Raw genomic sequence first — 15,605 nt, 5'->3', positions numbered from 1 at the left:
CGGCGCAATTGATGATGTTAACCCCTCCTCCAAGCCAACAGACAGTTTCATTACATCCTTCTGATCGGCAGGTGCAAGGCTATCATTAGTTTCTGTTACAAATCTGTTACTGGGGTCTTTGGCGCAGCCAGGTCCGAAGAACCTTGGCGCACATCGGCCGTCCCAGAAAAAAACCCTGCCCTTCTTCACACCCCATTTGCACTAATGAGTCTCGTACCCATTTGCTGCCGATGCCTTCAATGACCAGGCTCATATTCAGCGATTGAGCCAGCGCCAGAGTGCTGGTTACCATGGTTTTACTGAAAGGATGATGGAGTGCATTTACAAACTTCTTATCAAGTTTTATCTGGCTGAAAGGCAGGTGACAGAGCAGTTGCAGTGAAGAAGCCCCCAAACCAAAATCATCGATGGCCAGGCCACATCCGAGCATACGCAGGCGCAACAAGTTGTCCCGCGCCTTGGGATCGAGATCAAGCAGACCGCTTTCCGCCACCTCGAAAATCAATGACGAGCCTGAGAGTTCATGTCGCTTTAGCGCGCATTGTATGTCATCCGCCAAATCATCCGAGGCCATCTGCGAGGCATGCAGATTGAAAGCGATCTCGACATTCATGTTTTGCTTGCGCATGTCGCTTAGAAAAGTCAAGCCCTGCTCCAGCACGTGCTCGAACATTTCACCAATCAGGTTGTGCGCCAACACTTCAGCCAGAAAGTCGCGAGGCAACAACAACCCCCGAGTCGGGTGATCCCAACGGACCAGTGCCTCGACGCCAGTAAAGGTGTCTTCGCGCAAAGTGAGTTTGGGTTGATACCAGACCTGAAACTCACCTTGCGCCAATCCCCTGCGAATATCGTAGGCGCTAGGTATTAGTTTCGCTATTTCGGGCTCTACCTTCGATACCCCCCAGCGTTGCCGGTATTGCTGGATTATCCGATGCAAGGGGCGCATCTGCATGGGTTGGCTCATTATCCCCAGCAGCTCAAGGCCGACTAAAAGCGCCGTTCTCTCAAGTGCCCGGCTCACGGTTGGCTGCAAGGTGCCGCAGAGCGCTACGGCCCGGACCATTCCTGTTCTCGCCGCCTGTTGGAGAAACTCCAGATGATTAAGGTCTCTGCCAGCCAAGTCACACAATACGATGTCAACCCCACCTGAGGCCTCTAACTCGAGCAGTGCCTGCCGGACATCCGTTGCTTGAAGGATATCTGTTACGCCCAAGCGCCGGAGCATCATCACATGGATGTTGCGCGTAAATGCGTAGTCATCCAGTACCAGCACCCTCGGGTATTTCATGTTTGGTCGGTCACTCTTCCAGTCTTGATCAGCGCTGAATACTGGTTAAAAAAGTGAGCACTCGCCGTAGGAAACAGCCCTCTTTCTTGTAGGGAATTTCCCAAGGTGTCGGCCAAGCATGCGCAGAGTATCGGAGGTTGCCTAGGTCGATATCGGCCAGTAGCAAATCTGACAGCGAACCCTACACTGACACAGTGGTCACAACCATTGATGGCATCGCAACCGATCAGTGGCCTTGTCCCCTGCAATCAAGAGCGACGCTTGCAATCCACATATTTCAGGGTGCGCCGGATACTCCAGTGGTTTCGGTTCCTGTCTGAGGCAGGCGCTGACTGCTGCTCGCGTCCAATGCTCCCTTATCGGAGTACGCAAATGACTCAATCAACGCGGTTCTTCCTATCGCTCTTCCTCGCGGCAGCCTCATTGGCATCGGCGAGTCTCCTGAACACTGCCGGTGCGGCCACCGCCGAGGACCTGAATGCCGACTCTCGGCAAGCGTTGCAACTTCTCTACAAATCAACTCCCGCTGCCGAAACCCTCTCGCACAAGGCCAAGGCGATTTTGGTCTTCCCGAAAATCATCAAGGCAGGCCTTGTCTTCGGCGGCAGCTATGGCGAAGGCGTGTTAATGAAGGGCACGAAAGTAGATAACTATTACAACTCTGTCAGTGGGTCATGGGGGCTACAGGCTGGCGCCCAGTCGTATGGCTACGTGCTGTTTCTGATGACCGACAAAGCGGTGAAATATGTCGCTGAAACCAAAGGTTGGGAAATCGGTGTAGGACCCACGGTAGTGGTGGTTGATGAAGGGGTTGCGAAAAACCTTTCCAGCTCGACGCTCAAAGATGACGCGTACGCGTTCATCATCGACCAGCAAGGCTTGATGGCTGGCGTCAGTATTGAAGGAACCAAGATTTCCTTGATAAAACGTTAAATCCCGTTGTTTGGTTGGACATCGGGCGAACAATGCGGTCAGCCATGGCCCTGCGAGCAGCAGGACCATGGCTTGCCCCGATCAGCCGCGAATGAACTTCAGCAGCTCTTGATTGACCACATCGGCGTGCGTCGAGCACATTCCGTGGGGGAACTTCTCATACACCTTCAGCGACCCATTTTTCAGCAGTTTGCTCGACAGCAGCGCCGAGTCAGCAATGGGAACGATCTGGTCGTCGTCACCGTGCATGACCAAGGTTGGCACGGTGATCGCCCGCAGGTCATCCGTGAAGTCGGTTTCAGAGAAGGCCTTGATGCACTCGTAATGGGCATTTGCCGCGCCGGCCATGCCTTGGCGCCACCAGTTCTGGATCATGCCCGGCGAAACAGCGGCACCCGGGCGGTTGAAACCGTAGAACGGGCCACTGGCGACATCCAGATAGAACTGAGACCTGTTGGCTGCCAGTTGCTTGCGCATGTCATTGAACACCCCGATGGGAAGACCGCCTGGGTTGGTCGGGGTTTTGACCATGACAGGCGGTACCGCACCAATCAAAATCAGTTTGGCCACGCGTTTCTGCACCTGGCCATACCTGGCGACATAGCGCGTCGCCTCCCCGCCTCCGGTCGAGTGACCGATATGCACAGCGTTGCGTAGATCCAGGTTCTGAACCAACGCCGCGACGTCTGCAGCGTAGTGGTCCATGTCGTGGCCGCCGCTCACTTGAGAGGACCTGCCGTGGCCGCGCCGATCATGTGCGATGACGCGATAACCCAAGCCAACGAAGAACAGCGCCTGACTGTCCCAATCATCACTGCTGAGCGGCCACCCATGGTGAAACACGATGGGCTGGGCGTTCTTCGGCCCCCAATCCTTGTAGAAAATGTCAACGCCATCTTGGGTAGTCACTTTGCTCATGATCATGCTTCCACTGTTGATGTCAGGAGAGTTGACGGACGAAATTGCAAGGCAAGGCGCCGAAGAAAACGCCGCCAGTGCGGCGGCACTCAAGCCAAGAACGATAAAATCTCGCCGGTCCGGGCTAGCAGGCCCATTGTTTTTGTTATTGCTCATTTGGTACTCCGCGTCAGTCAGCAGAGACGGGAGCCACAAGGCCCCCGTCTCTGGTCAGGAGATGGCACATACCCTGGATCACTGCCCTTCGAGTTTTTTCACCACTTCGTCGGTCGTCATCACGTCATTGGCGATGTAGCGGAAGTTGACCAGCGCGCTACCGTATCCATCGCCGTCAGGCAGCTTCGGACCGGCGACGGCGTCGCGGACGACAACCACTTCGAAGCCACGCTCCAGGAACTCGCGAAGGTGCGATTCGACGCACAGATTGGAGGCCATGCCCACGAGGACGATTTTGTCGATCCGTTTCTTGCGCAGTTGCAGCATCAGGTCGTTGCTTTGAGGGCCATACAACTTGTGCGGTGAGGCGACGATGGTCTTGCCGTCTTCGATGAAGGGTTTGAACTCCTGCATGAAGTCGGCGCCCGAGTTACGGAAGCCATCAAGTGTCAAGGCGCCCTTGCGATCGAAGAGCCCCAGCTTGTGCTGAACGGTTTCCGCTGGCGCCTCGAACTCCCATTTATGATCGTGGGGATAGTAGTAGTGCGGCGAGATAGCGACCGTCGCTCCGGCCTTTTTGAACGCCGTGAACAGCTTGCTCAGATGCGGAACCAGATTTTGCTCGGTAACGCTCTGACCGAAGACTGACCAGCCCGCGCCCTCTGGACTCATGAAATCGATCTGCGGGTCGATCACGACCAGCGCGGTTCGGCTGGAATCCCACTCAAAGGTGGAGGCTGGGAGCGCGGGTTTGACCGGGTCGGCATACGGGTCCTCGGCGGCGGCGCCAATGCCCGGTGCAATCAGGAACGCCGCGAGCAAGGTGGCGCAGGCGATCATTTTTCCGGGGGTAGTTCTGTTGAAGGTCATTTGCACGTCCTCAAGGGTGGGGGTGCATTTACGGTACGGCGAGAAGACGGCACGAAATGGACATTTATCCCTGGATTTCGGCCGACACGCGCAGCCACCTTGCAGGAGGCGGATGGGCTCGCTACTCCTTCGTGACCTTCCAGACAGCACGCGCGTACTATGGCTTCCCCCATTCAGACTTTGGGCGTTCCGTTCATGCAGCGTCACATGTGTTTCCTGGTCTACCCAGGCTTCGTATTGCTGGATCTGAGCGGCCCGCTCGAAGCCTTCACCAACGCCAATCGCGCGCGCCCTTCGAGCTATCGATTCACGGTCGCGTCACTGGAGGGCGGGTTGATCCACGCGTCGAGCGGACTGCAAGTGGCGACTGAAACCATGCAGGTTGTCGAGCGCCTCGACACGCTCATCATCGTCGGCGCACCAACAGCCCCAATCGATGACCGGATGATGCCGATGGCGGCTGCGATACGGGACATGTCCCCGCGCTCTCGCCGCACGGCCAGTGTCTGTACCGGCGCCTTCCTGCTCGCCGAGAGCGGCCTGCTCGACGGTCGCGTCGCGACCACGCATTGGAACTATGCGCCGCAGTTGCAAGCACGCTATCCGTTGCTGCGCGTGGACGGCGATCGAATCTGGACCGAAGACGGGAATGTCTGGACGTCCGCCGGCATGTCGGCGGGCATCGACATGGCCCTGGCCATGATCGAACAAGACCTGGGCAAAGAGGTGTCGCGTTCCGTCGCGCGCATGCTGGTGGTTTACTACCGGCGACCGGGGGGTCAATACCAGTTCTCTTCGCTGCTGGATTTCGACCCGGGCTCGGATCGCATCCGCACGGTGCTGAGCTACGCGCGCGATCATCTGCGTGACGATCTGTCCGTTGAACGACTGGCCGACGTCACCCATATGAGCGTGCGCCAGTTTGGTCGCGTATTCGCAGCGGCTATCGGAGTGACTCCGGCGAAAGCGATCGAGCGCCTGCGTATCGAGTCAGCGCGGCCACTGGTCGAGGACGGACACCAAACCTTCGAGGAGATCGCCAGGTGCTTCGGCTTCGGCGATGCCGATCACATGCTGCGCAGTTTCGTGCGAGTCGTAGGGCGCACGCCGCAAGAACTGCGGCGCAGTGCCCGACAGTCCAAAGATACTGGCGGGGCTGGGAGAAAGGAGGATCAAACGTCGGCGTAAGCGAGGCGCTCAGCGTTGATCAAGCAGCGAACTCGCCAACAACGCCTCCAACCCCATCGGCTTGGCAAAGTAGTAACCCTGGGCCTGCTCAGCGCCGATTTCGCGCAGCAAGTCCAGGGTCGCTTTGTCCTCGACACCTTCGGCCACCACACTCAGGTCCAGCGATTCGGCCATGCGCACAATCGCCCGCACGATGGCGCGACTGCGGGCACTGGTGGTCAGTTCGAGGATGAACGACTTGTCGATCTTCAGGCCGCTGAAACGGTATTGATGCACATAGCTCAGGGATGAAAACCCTGCACCGAAGTCATCGAGCACCACCGACATGCCGTTGTCGGCCAGTTGCTGCATGGTCAGTCGGGCAATGGCTGGCTCTGCGACCAGAGCACCTTCGGTCAACTCCAGGCAGATCCGCGACGGCGCGACCCCGCACCGGGCCAACAGGGCAAGCACTTCACTGGCAAATTCCGGGCGCGTCATGCTGTAGCTGGAGCAATTGACGTGCACCGCAGGCCAATTGGCGTGCTCGGGCTGTGCGAGGATTACTGCAATGCTGGTGAGCATGTACAGGTCCAGTCGACCGATCAGGCGCAACCCCTCGACATCCGGCAAAAACTCGCCCGGCGCGATCACCCGGCCGCCCGGCTGATGCCAGCGGATCAGCGCTTCAAGGGCCAACAGTTCGCCGGTTTCGACGCTGACAATCGGCTGGAAATACGGCAGCAGTTCGTCTGTACGTTTGAGCGCATTGCGCAAGGCCCCTTCCCGCTCAACCTGGTCCGAGACTTCACGGCGCACTTCCTGGTTGAACACTGCGTAGCTGTCGCGCCCGGCGCTTTTGACCCGGTACATCGCCGCATCGGCGTCGCGCAGCAGGTCGGCCGGCTCGTGATGGAATTGGCCGTCGGCACTGACAATGCCAATACTGCACGACGAAAAAACTTCATGGCCATTGATGAAAAACGGCAGGTCAAACGCCACCAGGATCCGTTCGGCGATTTCGATCACCACCTCCAGCGGCGCTGCGGGAGCCAGCACCGAAAACTCATCGCCCCCCAGGCGAGCCAGCATGTCGGTTTCGCGCAGGCAACCGCGTAACCGCTGGGCGGCCTGCATCAACAGCAGGTCGCCGAAATGGTGGCCGAGGCTGTCGTTGACCATCTTGAAACGGTCGAGGTCGATGAACATCACCGCCAGGTGCCCGCCTTCGCTGCCGAACTGCGACCAGGCCAGACCGAGGCGCTGTTGCAGGTAGGTGCGATTCGGCAGGCCGGTCAGCGCATCGTGGGAGTTTTCGTGTTGCAATTTGGCGTTGGCGTGATCGAGCTCGCGGGTGCGGTTCTGTACCCGGGCTTCGAGCTTGAGGTTGGCGGCATGGATCGCTTCGGCGGCTGTGCGTCGCGACAACGCGGTGTCAATGTGGCGCGACACGAACGTCAGCAGTTCCTGGTCGCGCAGGGTGTACCAGACCTGCGAGGTATAGCTTTGCACCGCCAGCACGCCGCGCACCGCATCGCCATCAAACAAGGGGATGCCTAGCCAGGAATAGGACCGGACATACTCATCGGCGAGTTCTATTTCACCGCGCGCAGCCAATCGTTCGGCCTCGCCGGCATCAATCAGGCAAGGTCGACGCTGACGGATCACGTACTCGGTCAAGCCCCGGCGCCCACGCCGGGCCGCCGGGCGGGTCGTCTGTCGCTCATCGACATAATAGGGAAAGGTCACTTCAGTGGTCGCGTCGTCGAACAGCGCGATGTAGAAGTTTTGCGCGAACAGCAGATCACCGACGATGCCATGCAATGTTTGAAACAGCTCAGCCATGTCGCCGGGCTGGCTCGACAGCTCAGCAATCTGGAACAGCGCGCTCTGCAGATGTTCGGCACGCTCGCGGTCCGCCACTTCCTGCCTCAAGGCATCGTTGAGTGCCGACAGCTCCAGGGTGCGGCGCATCACCGTCGCTTCCAGGTCCTCTCGGTGGAGGATCCGGTCCAGCGCCATGGCCACGTGGCGGGCTACCACCAGGAACAGCGCGCGGTCTTCAGCGCTGTAGGTACGAGAAACGTCGTAGACCTGCATGGCAAGCATGCCAAACACGTCATCCGAAGCATTTTTCAACGGCGCGCCCATCCAAAACTCTGGACGATCACCCACGCAGTAGAATCGGCCCTGGGCCTGAGCCGCGAGAATGCCGGCGGCGTCGATCAGCAACGGCTGTCCGGAGGTCAACACCTGGCCGGTCAGCGACAGGTGCGAAGGGTCCAGGTATTCGTAGTTTTCCGACTCCAGGGCATCAACGTCGATGATGTCGACGTAATACGGGTAGTCAATCTTGCCGCTGTGCGGGTCATACAGCGCGAGATAGAAGTTCTCGGCGTCGATCAGGCTGGCCAGCAGCCGGTGAACCCCCACCAGAAACACTGACCGGTCGCGGGTCGAACTGGCCAGGTAGGTAATTTCATACAGTACGCGCTGAGTAATCTGCGCACGGGCAAGGGTATTGGTCTGTACCTGAATCCCCAGGCGCCGGGCAAACTCGGCGAGCGCTGGCTGCGCGGCATCATCGACTGGCGCGAGTAGCCAGCCCAGCACACTTTCGCCTTTGCCGGTCGGCCAGCGGTGCAAGCCCATGGTCAGGCAAAAGGCTTCAAACGCTTCGTTTGCAATGCTTGATGGCCATTGCACCCGAGGGTCGCCCTGCCCGACTAAATGCATTTGTTCACCGGCGCGGTAAACCCCCCACGCGGTGGTGTGGGCCCAGTGACGAGCTGAGTCCAATAATTGGGCGATCGTGTCTTCATTGTCAGCACAGGTCATGCCGACAGTATCGGGTTGTTCATTCAGTGAAGGTGCGACAGCGTCGCAATCGGTCGATTGCCGCGGGGAGTCGGTCAATGGACGAAAACTCATCAGTGCTCCCTGAGCCAAAAACTGGCGAAACTCACATGCTGATTACTGGCAATGTGCCGGTGAGCTTCTCGTTTAAAGCTAATAGAAGTTTTTTTCAATAGTTTTATTCGCTTTAATGCCAACTATGGGACGGACAGCGAGTTATTTGCTACAGGTTGTCCAGAACAACGTTTCTACACTGATGTGCGAGGTCGCCCGGAATGGCGCGAGATCCGTTGCGAGTCTTTCAAAAAACAAGAGGAACACATTTATGAGCAAGGCTCGCGCGTTGGCCGTTGACGAGGAGCTGTCCAGGCCGCAAGCGATCAGTCTGCGTGAGGCGTTCTGGTTCTGGCTGAAGCTGGGGTTCATAAGCTTCGGCGGGCCTGCGGGACAAATTTCGATCATGCACCAGGAGCTGGTAGAACGACGGCGCTGGATATCCGAGCGCAGATTTCTGCATGCCCTCAACTACTGCATGTTGCTCCCGGGGCCGGAAGCTCAGCAGCTAGCGACTTATATCGGCTGGTTGATGCATCGAACATGGGGCGGCGTCATTGCGGGTGCACTGTTTGTGCTGCCCTCGCTGTTCATTCTGATCGCCCTGTCGTGGATGTACATCGCCTTCGGTGAAGTATCCGTGGTCGCCGGACTCTTCTATGGAATCAAGCCTGCGGTGACAGCGATTGTCGTGCAGGCGGCACACAGGATCGGCACTCGGGCGCTGAAGAACAATTGGCTGTGGGTGATTGCTGCGGCCTCATTTACGGCGATCTTCGCCTTCAATGTTCCATTCCCGTTGATCGTACTGGGCGCGGCATTGGTCGGTTATGTCGGCGGACGCCTGGCACCCGAGAAATTCAGGGTCGGGGGCCACAGCGCCGCCAAAAAGTCCTTTGGCCCAGCCTTGATCGATGACGACACGCCGCCCCCTGAACATGCCCGATTTAGCGGGTTGAGACTCGCCTCCCTCGCACTCATCGGCGCGGCGTTATGGGCGTTGCCGATGGGGATTTTGACCGCTCTCTTTGGTTGGGGAGGCACCTTGACCCAGATGAGCTGGTTCTTTACCAAAGCCGCATTGCTGACCTTTGGTGGCGCCTACGCGGTGCTGCCTTATGTCTACCAAGGTGCGGTCGGTCACTATGGCTGGCTAACCCCGACTCAGATGATCGACGGCCTGGCGCTGGGGGAAACCACGCCTGGACCACTGATCATGGTGGTGGCTTTCGTGGGGTTTGTCGGCGCCTATGTCTCGCAAGTCTTCGGAGCTGATCAGGTGTTTCTGGCTGGCGCTGTCGCGGCGTCCCTGGTGACATGGTTCACCTTCCTGCCTTCGTTCTTGTTCATCCTCGCGGGCGGCCCGCTGGTAGAGTCGACTCACAACGAACTCAAGTTCACGGCACCGCTCACCGCCATTACGGCGGCGGTGGTTGGAGTGATCCTCAATCTGGCGTGTTTCTTCGGCTATCACGTGCTTTGGCCGAAGGGCTTCAGCGGCAACCTGGACTGGCCCTCTGCACTGATCGCCATTGCGGCGGCGGTGGCCTTGTTCCGCTTCAAACGCGGTGTCATTCAGGTGTTGATGGTCTGTGCGCTTGCCGGTTTGGCAGTGCATTTGCTGCGCTAGAGAGCTTGAACGGGTTGACCAAAATTGGCGGGCTTCGGGCCCGCCAGATCATCCTCGCCTAATGAGCCATGCAGGCAGCATCGCCTGAGATGGTCTATTTACGCATTCAGGCCGATCCAACCATGAAAGCCCACGTAGAGGCCAACACCGATGATCAATACGCTGGACAGGTATGGCGCGCGACGAGCAACGGCGCCCAGCCAGGGCCAGCGATTGGACGCTTGCTTAGCGCCAATGGCCGCAGCAGCGCCCACCGTCACCAAAGTGATCGCCAGGCCGATGCTGAAGCACAGAACCAGCATGCCCCCTAGCGCGACCTCTTTAACCTGAAGACAGAGCAGCAAGACGGTAATCGCCGCAGGACATGGAATCAGACCGCCAGTCAGACCGAACATGACGATCTGCCCCGTGGTGACCTCGCGGTGGGTGAAGCGTTTGCGGATATCATTGGCGTGCGCTCGTTCGTGTGCGTCCTGATAGCCATCAATCGACAACTCCAGACCTTCCAGCTCCGAATGCTCGTGCCCGTGATTATGTTCCTGATACTCGAGATCGTAATCATGGGAGTGGCCCGCATGCCCAAGACTCAAGCGAGCACTGAACTCATGCGGCTCCGGGATATCGACGGCCGACTCCAGGAAACCCTCGCGCTCGACGAAAGAGAACGATTGAGTGCTGCCGTCTGGACGGGTCGTCATCAGGCGAACATCTGAGGCTCTCCAGGCATGACCGCTCAATACCTTCAGGCGCCAATGCGGTGGCATGCCTTCTTCAAAGATCGACAGTTCGATTCGGCCATGGCCAGTGTCGATGCGGTGGGTCTCATCATGATGGCCATGGCCATGTTCGCCGTGGTGATGATTGTCACCTTGCTCGAACTTGAACATTTGTTCACCGCGCCAGGTGCGCCACAGCATCCAAAGCGCAATCACGATGATCAATACCGAGGACGCCAGCTGGAAGTAAGGCTCCGTGGTTTGAGCATCCAGGCCTTTACCCAAATACATGCCCCCGATGGCGACCAGCCACACCACTGCCGTGTGCGACAGCGTCGCGGCCAAACCCAACAAAACCGCCTGTTTGACCGAGCCACGAATGGCCACGATGAAGGCCGCCATCATGGTTTTTGAATGACCCGGTTCCAGGCCATGCAAGGCCCCAAGTAAAATTGCGCTCGGGAAGTACAGCCAGGCGTGAGTCCCACCCTGTTGCAGCAGTTCAGCGAAGTTGGGCATGTCTGGCCTAGAGGTACTTGGTGATTTGTTTGAACGCGTCCAGTGGTGCGCGCTCGCCATTGTTCAACGCCGAGACGGTGTCTTCCAGACAGTGATCAATATGATCCTGGATGAGCGTGCGCTTGGCTTGGCACACCGCTTTTTCGACCGCATGCAGTTGCTGAGCGATGTCCACGCAATCACGGCCCTCTTCGATCATGGTGATGATGCCGCGTAGATGGCCATCTGCGCGCTTGAGGCGTTTGACAATCGCTTCATGACTTTGGTGGGTGTGGGAATGGTTGTGTCCGTGCTCACTCATGACTTGAGCCTCTGGCCTCAATGAATTACGGCGGCATCCTATCCCCCCTGGGGGGATACCGTCAAACGCATCAAGCCCTCGAAGCGTGCCAAAACATAAACACTTTGCCCTGTAAGCACGGGGACTTTCCGGCCCTTGAATTGGGCGCGCAGCAATTTAACAGCGGCTGCCGCTCTTGGCCCGGCGCTGCAATCGAACGTGTGATGTGGATTGTGAAGGCCGCCGTAAAAAACAGATCAGTTTCGGCTTCTGTATGGCGGCTTTGGGGTGTGGATTCAATCGGTGAAATCCACAGCCGATAGAGGGTCGTCTGGACCGGCCCTCTGGTTCAAATCACGACACCTTTGAGAAAGTCGAAAGGTGTCGCGTGTTTTCTCTGCAGGACGCTCGTGCAAAGTCAGGTGTGAGCTGAACCTGTCGATCGTTCAGTCAACAGTATCTTGAGCGCTCACCAGCCACTGACTCAAAACGAATGTTTCGATCCCGACGTCGCAGCGTTACTCAATCCTTTGGCGTTGTGATCCCCAGGGGTGGATCTCGAAACAGCGGTGGCTTTAGCAACACCGCGAGTATCTTTGGAGTGGGCGATACCTGAAGTGGTTGAACCATGAGCGCGATCACCATTGCGATCATTGCCATAGTGGTTCCCGCTTATGCCATGGTCGCGAACAGACCTGCCGGCATGATCGCTGCTCAGTCCATTGCCGTGGCCATTACTGTTGGAGTTGCCGGCGTGATCTGAACCGCTGTGACCGCTCCCAACACCGCCGCCATGGCCACCACCGTTTCCACTACCATTTCCACCGCCGTGACCACCGCCATTACCACCACCACCACCACCACCACCACCACCGTCTTTCGCATAGGCGGAGTTCATCATGGACAGGTTAGCAGGGAGTAACGGGGCGGCTGCAAGCATCATGGCGCATGACATTACAGCAACAAGACTCTTGTTTTTTAAAAGCATGATTGCTTCCATAAGGTTGATATCGCGCACTTTATGACGCGTTATCCCCTTGGCAGTTCAAGTCTTGCGACAGACGGGATGCACGGTGTACTGGCCAAACAGGCGTGCGCGCCAGAAGGCGCGCTAAAACGAATACTGGCAAGGTCATGCCAACAGCGCTTACTGCTCAAGCTTTAATCAAAAGCACCATTCAAGACTTCATAAATAAGCCCCGTTGCCAGCGCGACCAGTATCAAGTCCGTACCCGCTTGCTGCCATTCGTACCCCTCATAGTGCGGCAGTCTGCCGATCAGCCGGCCATCGAGTTTTTTGGCGATGCCCGGAGGAAGTGGTTTGCCTCTCGCCAGGTTTTTTTGAATGCCCGGTGGCAACGCTGGCCCAGGGCTCCAGTAGTCCGGATAACCGCCAACAATCCCGAGAATGCTGCTGCGATTAATGCTTGGACCATTGTCCCAATCGCTGCCCCCGGAATTGTTGCCTTTGTTTCCATGACCTTTTTGGTTGCCATGGTCTTGAGTGTTTTGAGGATTTCCCTTTGCGTTTCCCTGGCCTTTCCCATTACCAGGATCAGCCCATGCAGTAGCAGAGCCGGAGACCAGCGCACAACAGGCAACAGTTGCAATCAACGAGCGAAACCTGAACATAGAGGGTTCCTTCAGCGTGGATCAATTTCTACGTCTATCAAGACATTCACGGCGCAGCACAAGGTTATTGATCTCTCTGCATTCGACCGAGTGATCATCATCAGCTTTGTTTTTGGCCTTGTCCTTGGCTTTATCGCAATTGCCATTGTTATTGCAATTGCCTTTCCCTTTTTGATCGTTGTTGTTTTTTACACAGTTTCTGGCGTCACTTGCACTGCCCGAATCACCGCAATTTGAACCGGCAAAGGACAACGCAGGTAATGCCAGGGATAACAGAAGTGTGCACACAGAGGCCGCTACGATTCGCATGACGGAACTCCTGAGTAGTTTGTTTTTACCAGCGACTGCCGATTTGAGCCGGTCTGGCTGACTATAGCAGTCCCTATAGAAGAGGCTCGTTGACGGGGCTGTGGATTCAACCGGTCGAGGTACCCGATTGTCTGCGCCAGGTGCCAGGTGATGTGCCGAACTGGCGTTTGAACGCGCGACTGAACGCGGCTTCGGATTCGTAGCCCACGGCAAAGCCGATTTGCGCCACATTCCCGCGGCCTTCGCGCAACTGTTGCGCCGCCACGTGCATACGCCAGAGCGTCAGGTACTGCATGGGCGGTTGTCCGACCAATGCCGTAAATCGCTCGGCGAATGCCGAGCGCGACATGCCCACTTCAAGCGCCAGTGCTTCTGCCGTCCAGCCCTCGGTTGGACGAGCATGGAGCAACGCGAGTGCCCGCCCGATGTGGGGGTCTCGTAACCCCGCCAGCCACCCGCGCCGCTCGGCCGGGAGGCTGGCGACATGCTGGCTGACGGCTTCGACGAATAACAATTCGGAGAGCTTGGCGATAACCGCTGTCGAGCCGACGCGCCCCGCTGCGATCTCGCTGACAGCGAAACGAAATGAGCTCTCAATCCAGGCGCCCGAAGCCGTCGCGCGTACGTCTAGTTTCAATAAGGATGGCAGCGATGAAAGCAACGGACTGAAGGGCGTTTCAGACCCGAGGAAGCCACACAATAGTTGCGTGACCTCTCCGCCCCCGCCGTGCTTGATTCGTGCAATGCCGCCGACTTCTGGCGGTTGAATGACCTCACCCGCAGACATCGGCGCAATGCTCAGATCGCTGCCAAACGTATGAGTGTCGTTACGAGGAAGCAGAATGAGCTCGCCTGCTTGCACATCGATGGCGGGCTCCCCGTCGATCCGCAATTGCATGTGCCCCGCGGCGACAAAGTGCGACGCAATGATATGTCGAGGTGCCGCCAGGAACGGTTTGCAATCGTCGGCCGAGATTTTTCCGCCGATGCACCAGGGCGCAGTGAACTCCGCCTCGAGGAACACCCCTCCAGACAGCCGAATCACACGCAAGACATCAGAAAGCGCATCCAGCACTCGCCAGCCCTCCTCTCCGGAGTCCGGAGCAAGTAATCCGGCGCACTGGTCATTCATCGCCGGAACGGCGAGGCCTAGATTAGCACCAACGCGGACCCGGCGATCGAGACTGGCCCCAGAGGCTTCACCCATGGTCATTGGTTCCGACGTCAACCGTAACTGCCCCGAAGCAGGAGATCGAAATGAACACCGTCGCGACCCTACTCAACCCGGAATCGAGCAACGCCGCCCGTTATGCTCAACTTGTCAGATCATCGAAGAAAGCGGAATGGCAGATCGATCGTGATTTGCTGCAGGACCGCAGCTTCGACTTCTCGCGCAAATTCTTGCCCGACGGACTCTCACGGGTCGACCGGCTGACCTTTCTCACCGAGGATGAAGCGCGCCGGCTCAGTCAGGTTCATGGCCGAACCTACGCGTATATCTTTGGTCTGGTCGAACGGTTTATCAGCGCCAAAATGCTCGATCAAGGTCGCGCCCATGTCTTTGACGATCAACTGGCACTTGAAGCGCTGGTGCGTTTTTCCAACGACGAGATCAAGCACCAGGAACTGTTCCGGCGCATGGAAACGATGATGAGTGCGCAATTGCCTGCGGGCTATCGTCAGGTTGCCGATCCAAACGATGTGGCCCGCGCAGTACTGGCGGCCAGTACCTGGTCGGTGCTGGCGTTGACCTGTCATATCGAGCTGTTTGTGCAAACGCACTACTCGCAAAGCATCGCCCCGCGCGAGGAGTTGTGCCCGTTATTCAAGGATGTCTTCAAGTTTCACTGGATGGATGAGAGCCGGCACGTCGTACTGGATGAACTGGAGTGGAAGGCAGAGCACGCGAAACTCTCGCCAGCCGAGCGCGATCAGGCCGTTAACGATCTGATTGCGCTGGTGGCGGCCGTCGACGGCATCCTGCAGGCGCAATCGGTTGCCGATGCCGACTACTTCATTCGAAACGTTTCACGCCCGTTCAGCGTCGATGAAACAGCGCAAATCAACGCCTGCATGCTGGGCGCCTACCGCTGGCAATACATCATCTCGGGCGTGCAGCATCCCCACTTTGGCCGGCTGCTGACGCGCATGACAACGCCAGCGCAACTGTCCAGGATCCAGGCCGCACTGGCCCCCATCATGAGCCATTGATCGACAGCGCGCGACCGACCACTGGCCGCGCAGCTGGGCAATGACGTGCTGAAAACAATTGAT

14 protein-coding genes are annotated in these 15,605 nt (G+C 57.9%); 4 read left to right on the top strand and 10 right to left on the bottom strand.

Translation table 11 applies throughout. From position 1 onward, the window contains the following. Positions 1–106: 106 nt before the first annotated feature. Positions 107–1,276 (bottom strand): EAL domain-containing response regulator, encoded by a 1,170-nt coding sequence (locus tag C7534_RS23275; protein ID WP_158283932.1) that lies wholly within the window; start codon positions 1,274–1,276, stop codon positions 107–109. Between the two features lie 387 nt (positions 1,277–1,663). Here C7534_RS23275 and C7534_RS23270 point away from each other — a divergent pair, with 387 nt between their 5' ends. Further along, positions 1,664–2,224 carry a YSC84-related protein gene (locus C7534_RS23270; protein WP_046027182.1) on the top strand — a complete coding sequence of 187 codons (561 nt, stop codon included), beginning with the start codon at positions 1,664–1,666 and terminating at the stop codon, positions 2,222–2,224. 81 nt (positions 2,225–2,305) lie between these two features. Here the strand turns inward: C7534_RS23270 and C7534_RS23265 are convergent, their stop codons facing one another. Beyond that, positions 2,306–3,142, bottom strand: coding sequence for an alpha/beta fold hydrolase (locus tag C7534_RS23265; RefSeq protein ID WP_109787163.1), 837 nt, complete (start codon positions 3,140–3,142; stop codon positions 2,306–2,308). A 234-nt stretch (positions 3,143–3,376) separates the two neighbouring features. After that, on the bottom strand, positions 3,377–4,168 hold the full coding sequence (locus tag C7534_RS23260; protein ID WP_109787162.1) for a cysteine hydrolase: 792 nt from the start codon (positions 4,166–4,168) through the stop codon (positions 3,377–3,379). Between the two features lie 159 nt (positions 4,169–4,327). On the opposite strand from C7534_RS23260, the gene C7534_RS23255 reads away from it, so the two are divergent. Then, positions 4,328–5,356, top strand: coding sequence for a GlxA family transcriptional regulator (locus C7534_RS23255; protein WP_256594802.1), 1,029 nt, complete (start codon positions 4,328–4,330; stop codon positions 5,354–5,356). Between the two features lie 9 nt (positions 5,357–5,365). Here C7534_RS23255 and C7534_RS23250 read toward each other — a convergent pair whose 3' ends face one another. After that, positions 5,366–8,266, bottom strand: a complete 2,901-nt coding sequence (locus C7534_RS23250) for a sensor domain-containing phosphodiesterase (RefSeq protein WP_109787161.1) — start codon at positions 8,264–8,266, stop codon at positions 5,366–5,368. Positions 8,267–8,516: 250 nt separating this feature from the next. Here C7534_RS23250 and chrA point away from each other — a divergent pair, with 250 nt between their 5' ends. Beyond that, positions 8,517–9,875: a chromate efflux transporter gene (gene chrA, locus C7534_RS23245; protein ID WP_109787160.1), complete on the top strand. Its 1,359-nt coding sequence runs from the start codon at positions 8,517–8,519 to the stop codon at positions 9,873–9,875. Between the two features lie 98 nt (positions 9,876–9,973). On the opposite strand, the gene C7534_RS23240 is transcribed toward chrA, so the two are convergent. The 6 genes from C7534_RS23240 to C7534_RS23225 all read right to left on the bottom strand — a co-directional run bounded on the left by C7534_RS23240 (position 9,974) and on the right by C7534_RS23225 (position 14,406). After that, positions 9,974–11,110, bottom strand: coding sequence for a nickel/cobalt efflux protein RcnA (locus C7534_RS23240; protein ID WP_109787159.1), 1,137 nt, complete (start codon positions 11,108–11,110; stop codon positions 9,974–9,976). A gap of 7 nt (positions 11,111–11,117) precedes the next feature. After that, a complete protein-coding gene (locus C7534_RS23235) occupies positions 11,118–11,411 on the bottom strand; it encodes a metal-sensing transcriptional repressor (protein ID WP_046027176.1) in 294 nt (97 codons plus the stop codon). A 463-nt stretch (positions 11,412–11,874) separates the two neighbouring features. Then, positions 11,875–12,378: a hypothetical protein gene (locus C7534_RS32905; protein WP_256594810.1), complete on the bottom strand. Its 504-nt coding sequence runs from the start codon at positions 12,376–12,378 to the stop codon at positions 11,875–11,877. A gap of 173 nt (positions 12,379–12,551) precedes the next feature. After that, complete coding sequence (locus C7534_RS23230; protein WP_046027174.1) at positions 12,552–13,022, bottom strand: anti-virulence regulator CigR family protein; 471 nt, start codon at positions 13,020–13,022, stop codon at positions 12,552–12,554. Positions 13,023–13,043: 21 nt separating this feature from the next. After that, positions 13,044–13,331 carry a hypothetical protein gene (locus C7534_RS32370; protein ID WP_146206184.1) on the bottom strand — a complete coding sequence of 96 codons (288 nt, stop codon included), beginning with the start codon at positions 13,329–13,331 and terminating at the stop codon, positions 13,044–13,046. 106 nt (positions 13,332–13,437) lie between these two features. Beyond that, the gene (locus C7534_RS23225) at positions 13,438–14,406 is read right to left on the bottom strand and encodes an AraC family transcriptional regulator (protein WP_109787158.1); all 969 of its coding nucleotides are present in this window, start codon (positions 14,404–14,406) and stop codon (positions 13,438–13,440) included. A 182-nt stretch (positions 14,407–14,588) separates the two neighbouring features. Here C7534_RS23225 and C7534_RS23220 point away from each other — a divergent pair, with 182 nt between their 5' ends. Next, positions 14,589–15,542, top strand: coding sequence for a diiron oxygenase (locus tag C7534_RS23220; protein ID WP_109787157.1), 954 nt, complete (start codon positions 14,589–14,591; stop codon positions 15,540–15,542). The last annotated feature ends 63 nt before the right edge of the window (positions 15,543–15,605 follow it).

The sequence above is a fragment of the Pseudomonas sp. OV226 genome (assembly GCF_003148705.1).
Taxonomy (GTDB): domain Bacteria; phylum Pseudomonadota; class Gammaproteobacteria; order Pseudomonadales; family Pseudomonadaceae; genus Aquipseudomonas.
This window is presented reverse-complemented; position numbering and strand designations above follow the sequence as displayed.

Coding starts and splice junctions, on each gene's coding strand:
- C7534_RS23270 (WP_046027182.1), top strand. CDS start 1,664: ATGACTCAATCAACGCGGTTCTTCCTATCGCTCTTCCTCGCGGCAGCC.
- chrA (WP_109787160.1), top strand. CDS start 8,517: ATGAGCAAGGCTCGCGCGTTGGCCGTTGACGAGGAGCTGTCCAGGCCG.
- C7534_RS23240 (WP_109787159.1), bottom strand. CDS start 11,110: ATGCCCAACTTCGCTGAACTGCTGCAACAGGGTGGGACTCACGCCTGG.
- C7534_RS23230 (WP_046027174.1), bottom strand. CDS start 13,022: ATGTTCAGGTTTCGCTCGTTGATTGCAACTGTTGCCTGTTGTGCGCTG.
- C7534_RS23250 (WP_109787161.1), bottom strand. CDS start 8,266: ATGAGTTTTCGTCCATTGACCGACTCCCCGCGGCAATCGACCGATTGC.
- C7534_RS23255 (WP_256594802.1), top strand. CDS start 4,328: ATGGCTTCCCCCATTCAGACTTTGGGCGTTCCGTTCATGCAGCGTCAC.
- C7534_RS23265 (WP_109787163.1), bottom strand. CDS start 3,142: ATGAGCAAAGTGACTACCCAAGATGGCGTTGACATTTTCTACAAGGAT.
- C7534_RS32370 (WP_146206184.1), bottom strand. CDS start 13,331: ATGCGAATCGTAGCGGCCTCTGTGTGCACACTTCTGTTATCCCTGGCA.
- C7534_RS23220 (WP_109787157.1), top strand. CDS start 14,589: ATGAACACCGTCGCGACCCTACTCAACCCGGAATCGAGCAACGCCGCC.
- C7534_RS23235 (WP_046027176.1), bottom strand. CDS start 11,411: ATGAGTGAGCACGGACACAACCATTCCCACACCCACCAAAGTCATGAA.
- C7534_RS23260 (WP_109787162.1), bottom strand. CDS start 4,168: ATGACCTTCAACAGAACTACCCCCGGAAAAATGATCGCCTGCGCCACC.
- C7534_RS32905 (WP_256594810.1), bottom strand. CDS start 12,378: ATGCTTTTAAAAAACAAGAGTCTTGTTGCTGTAATGTCATGCGCCATG.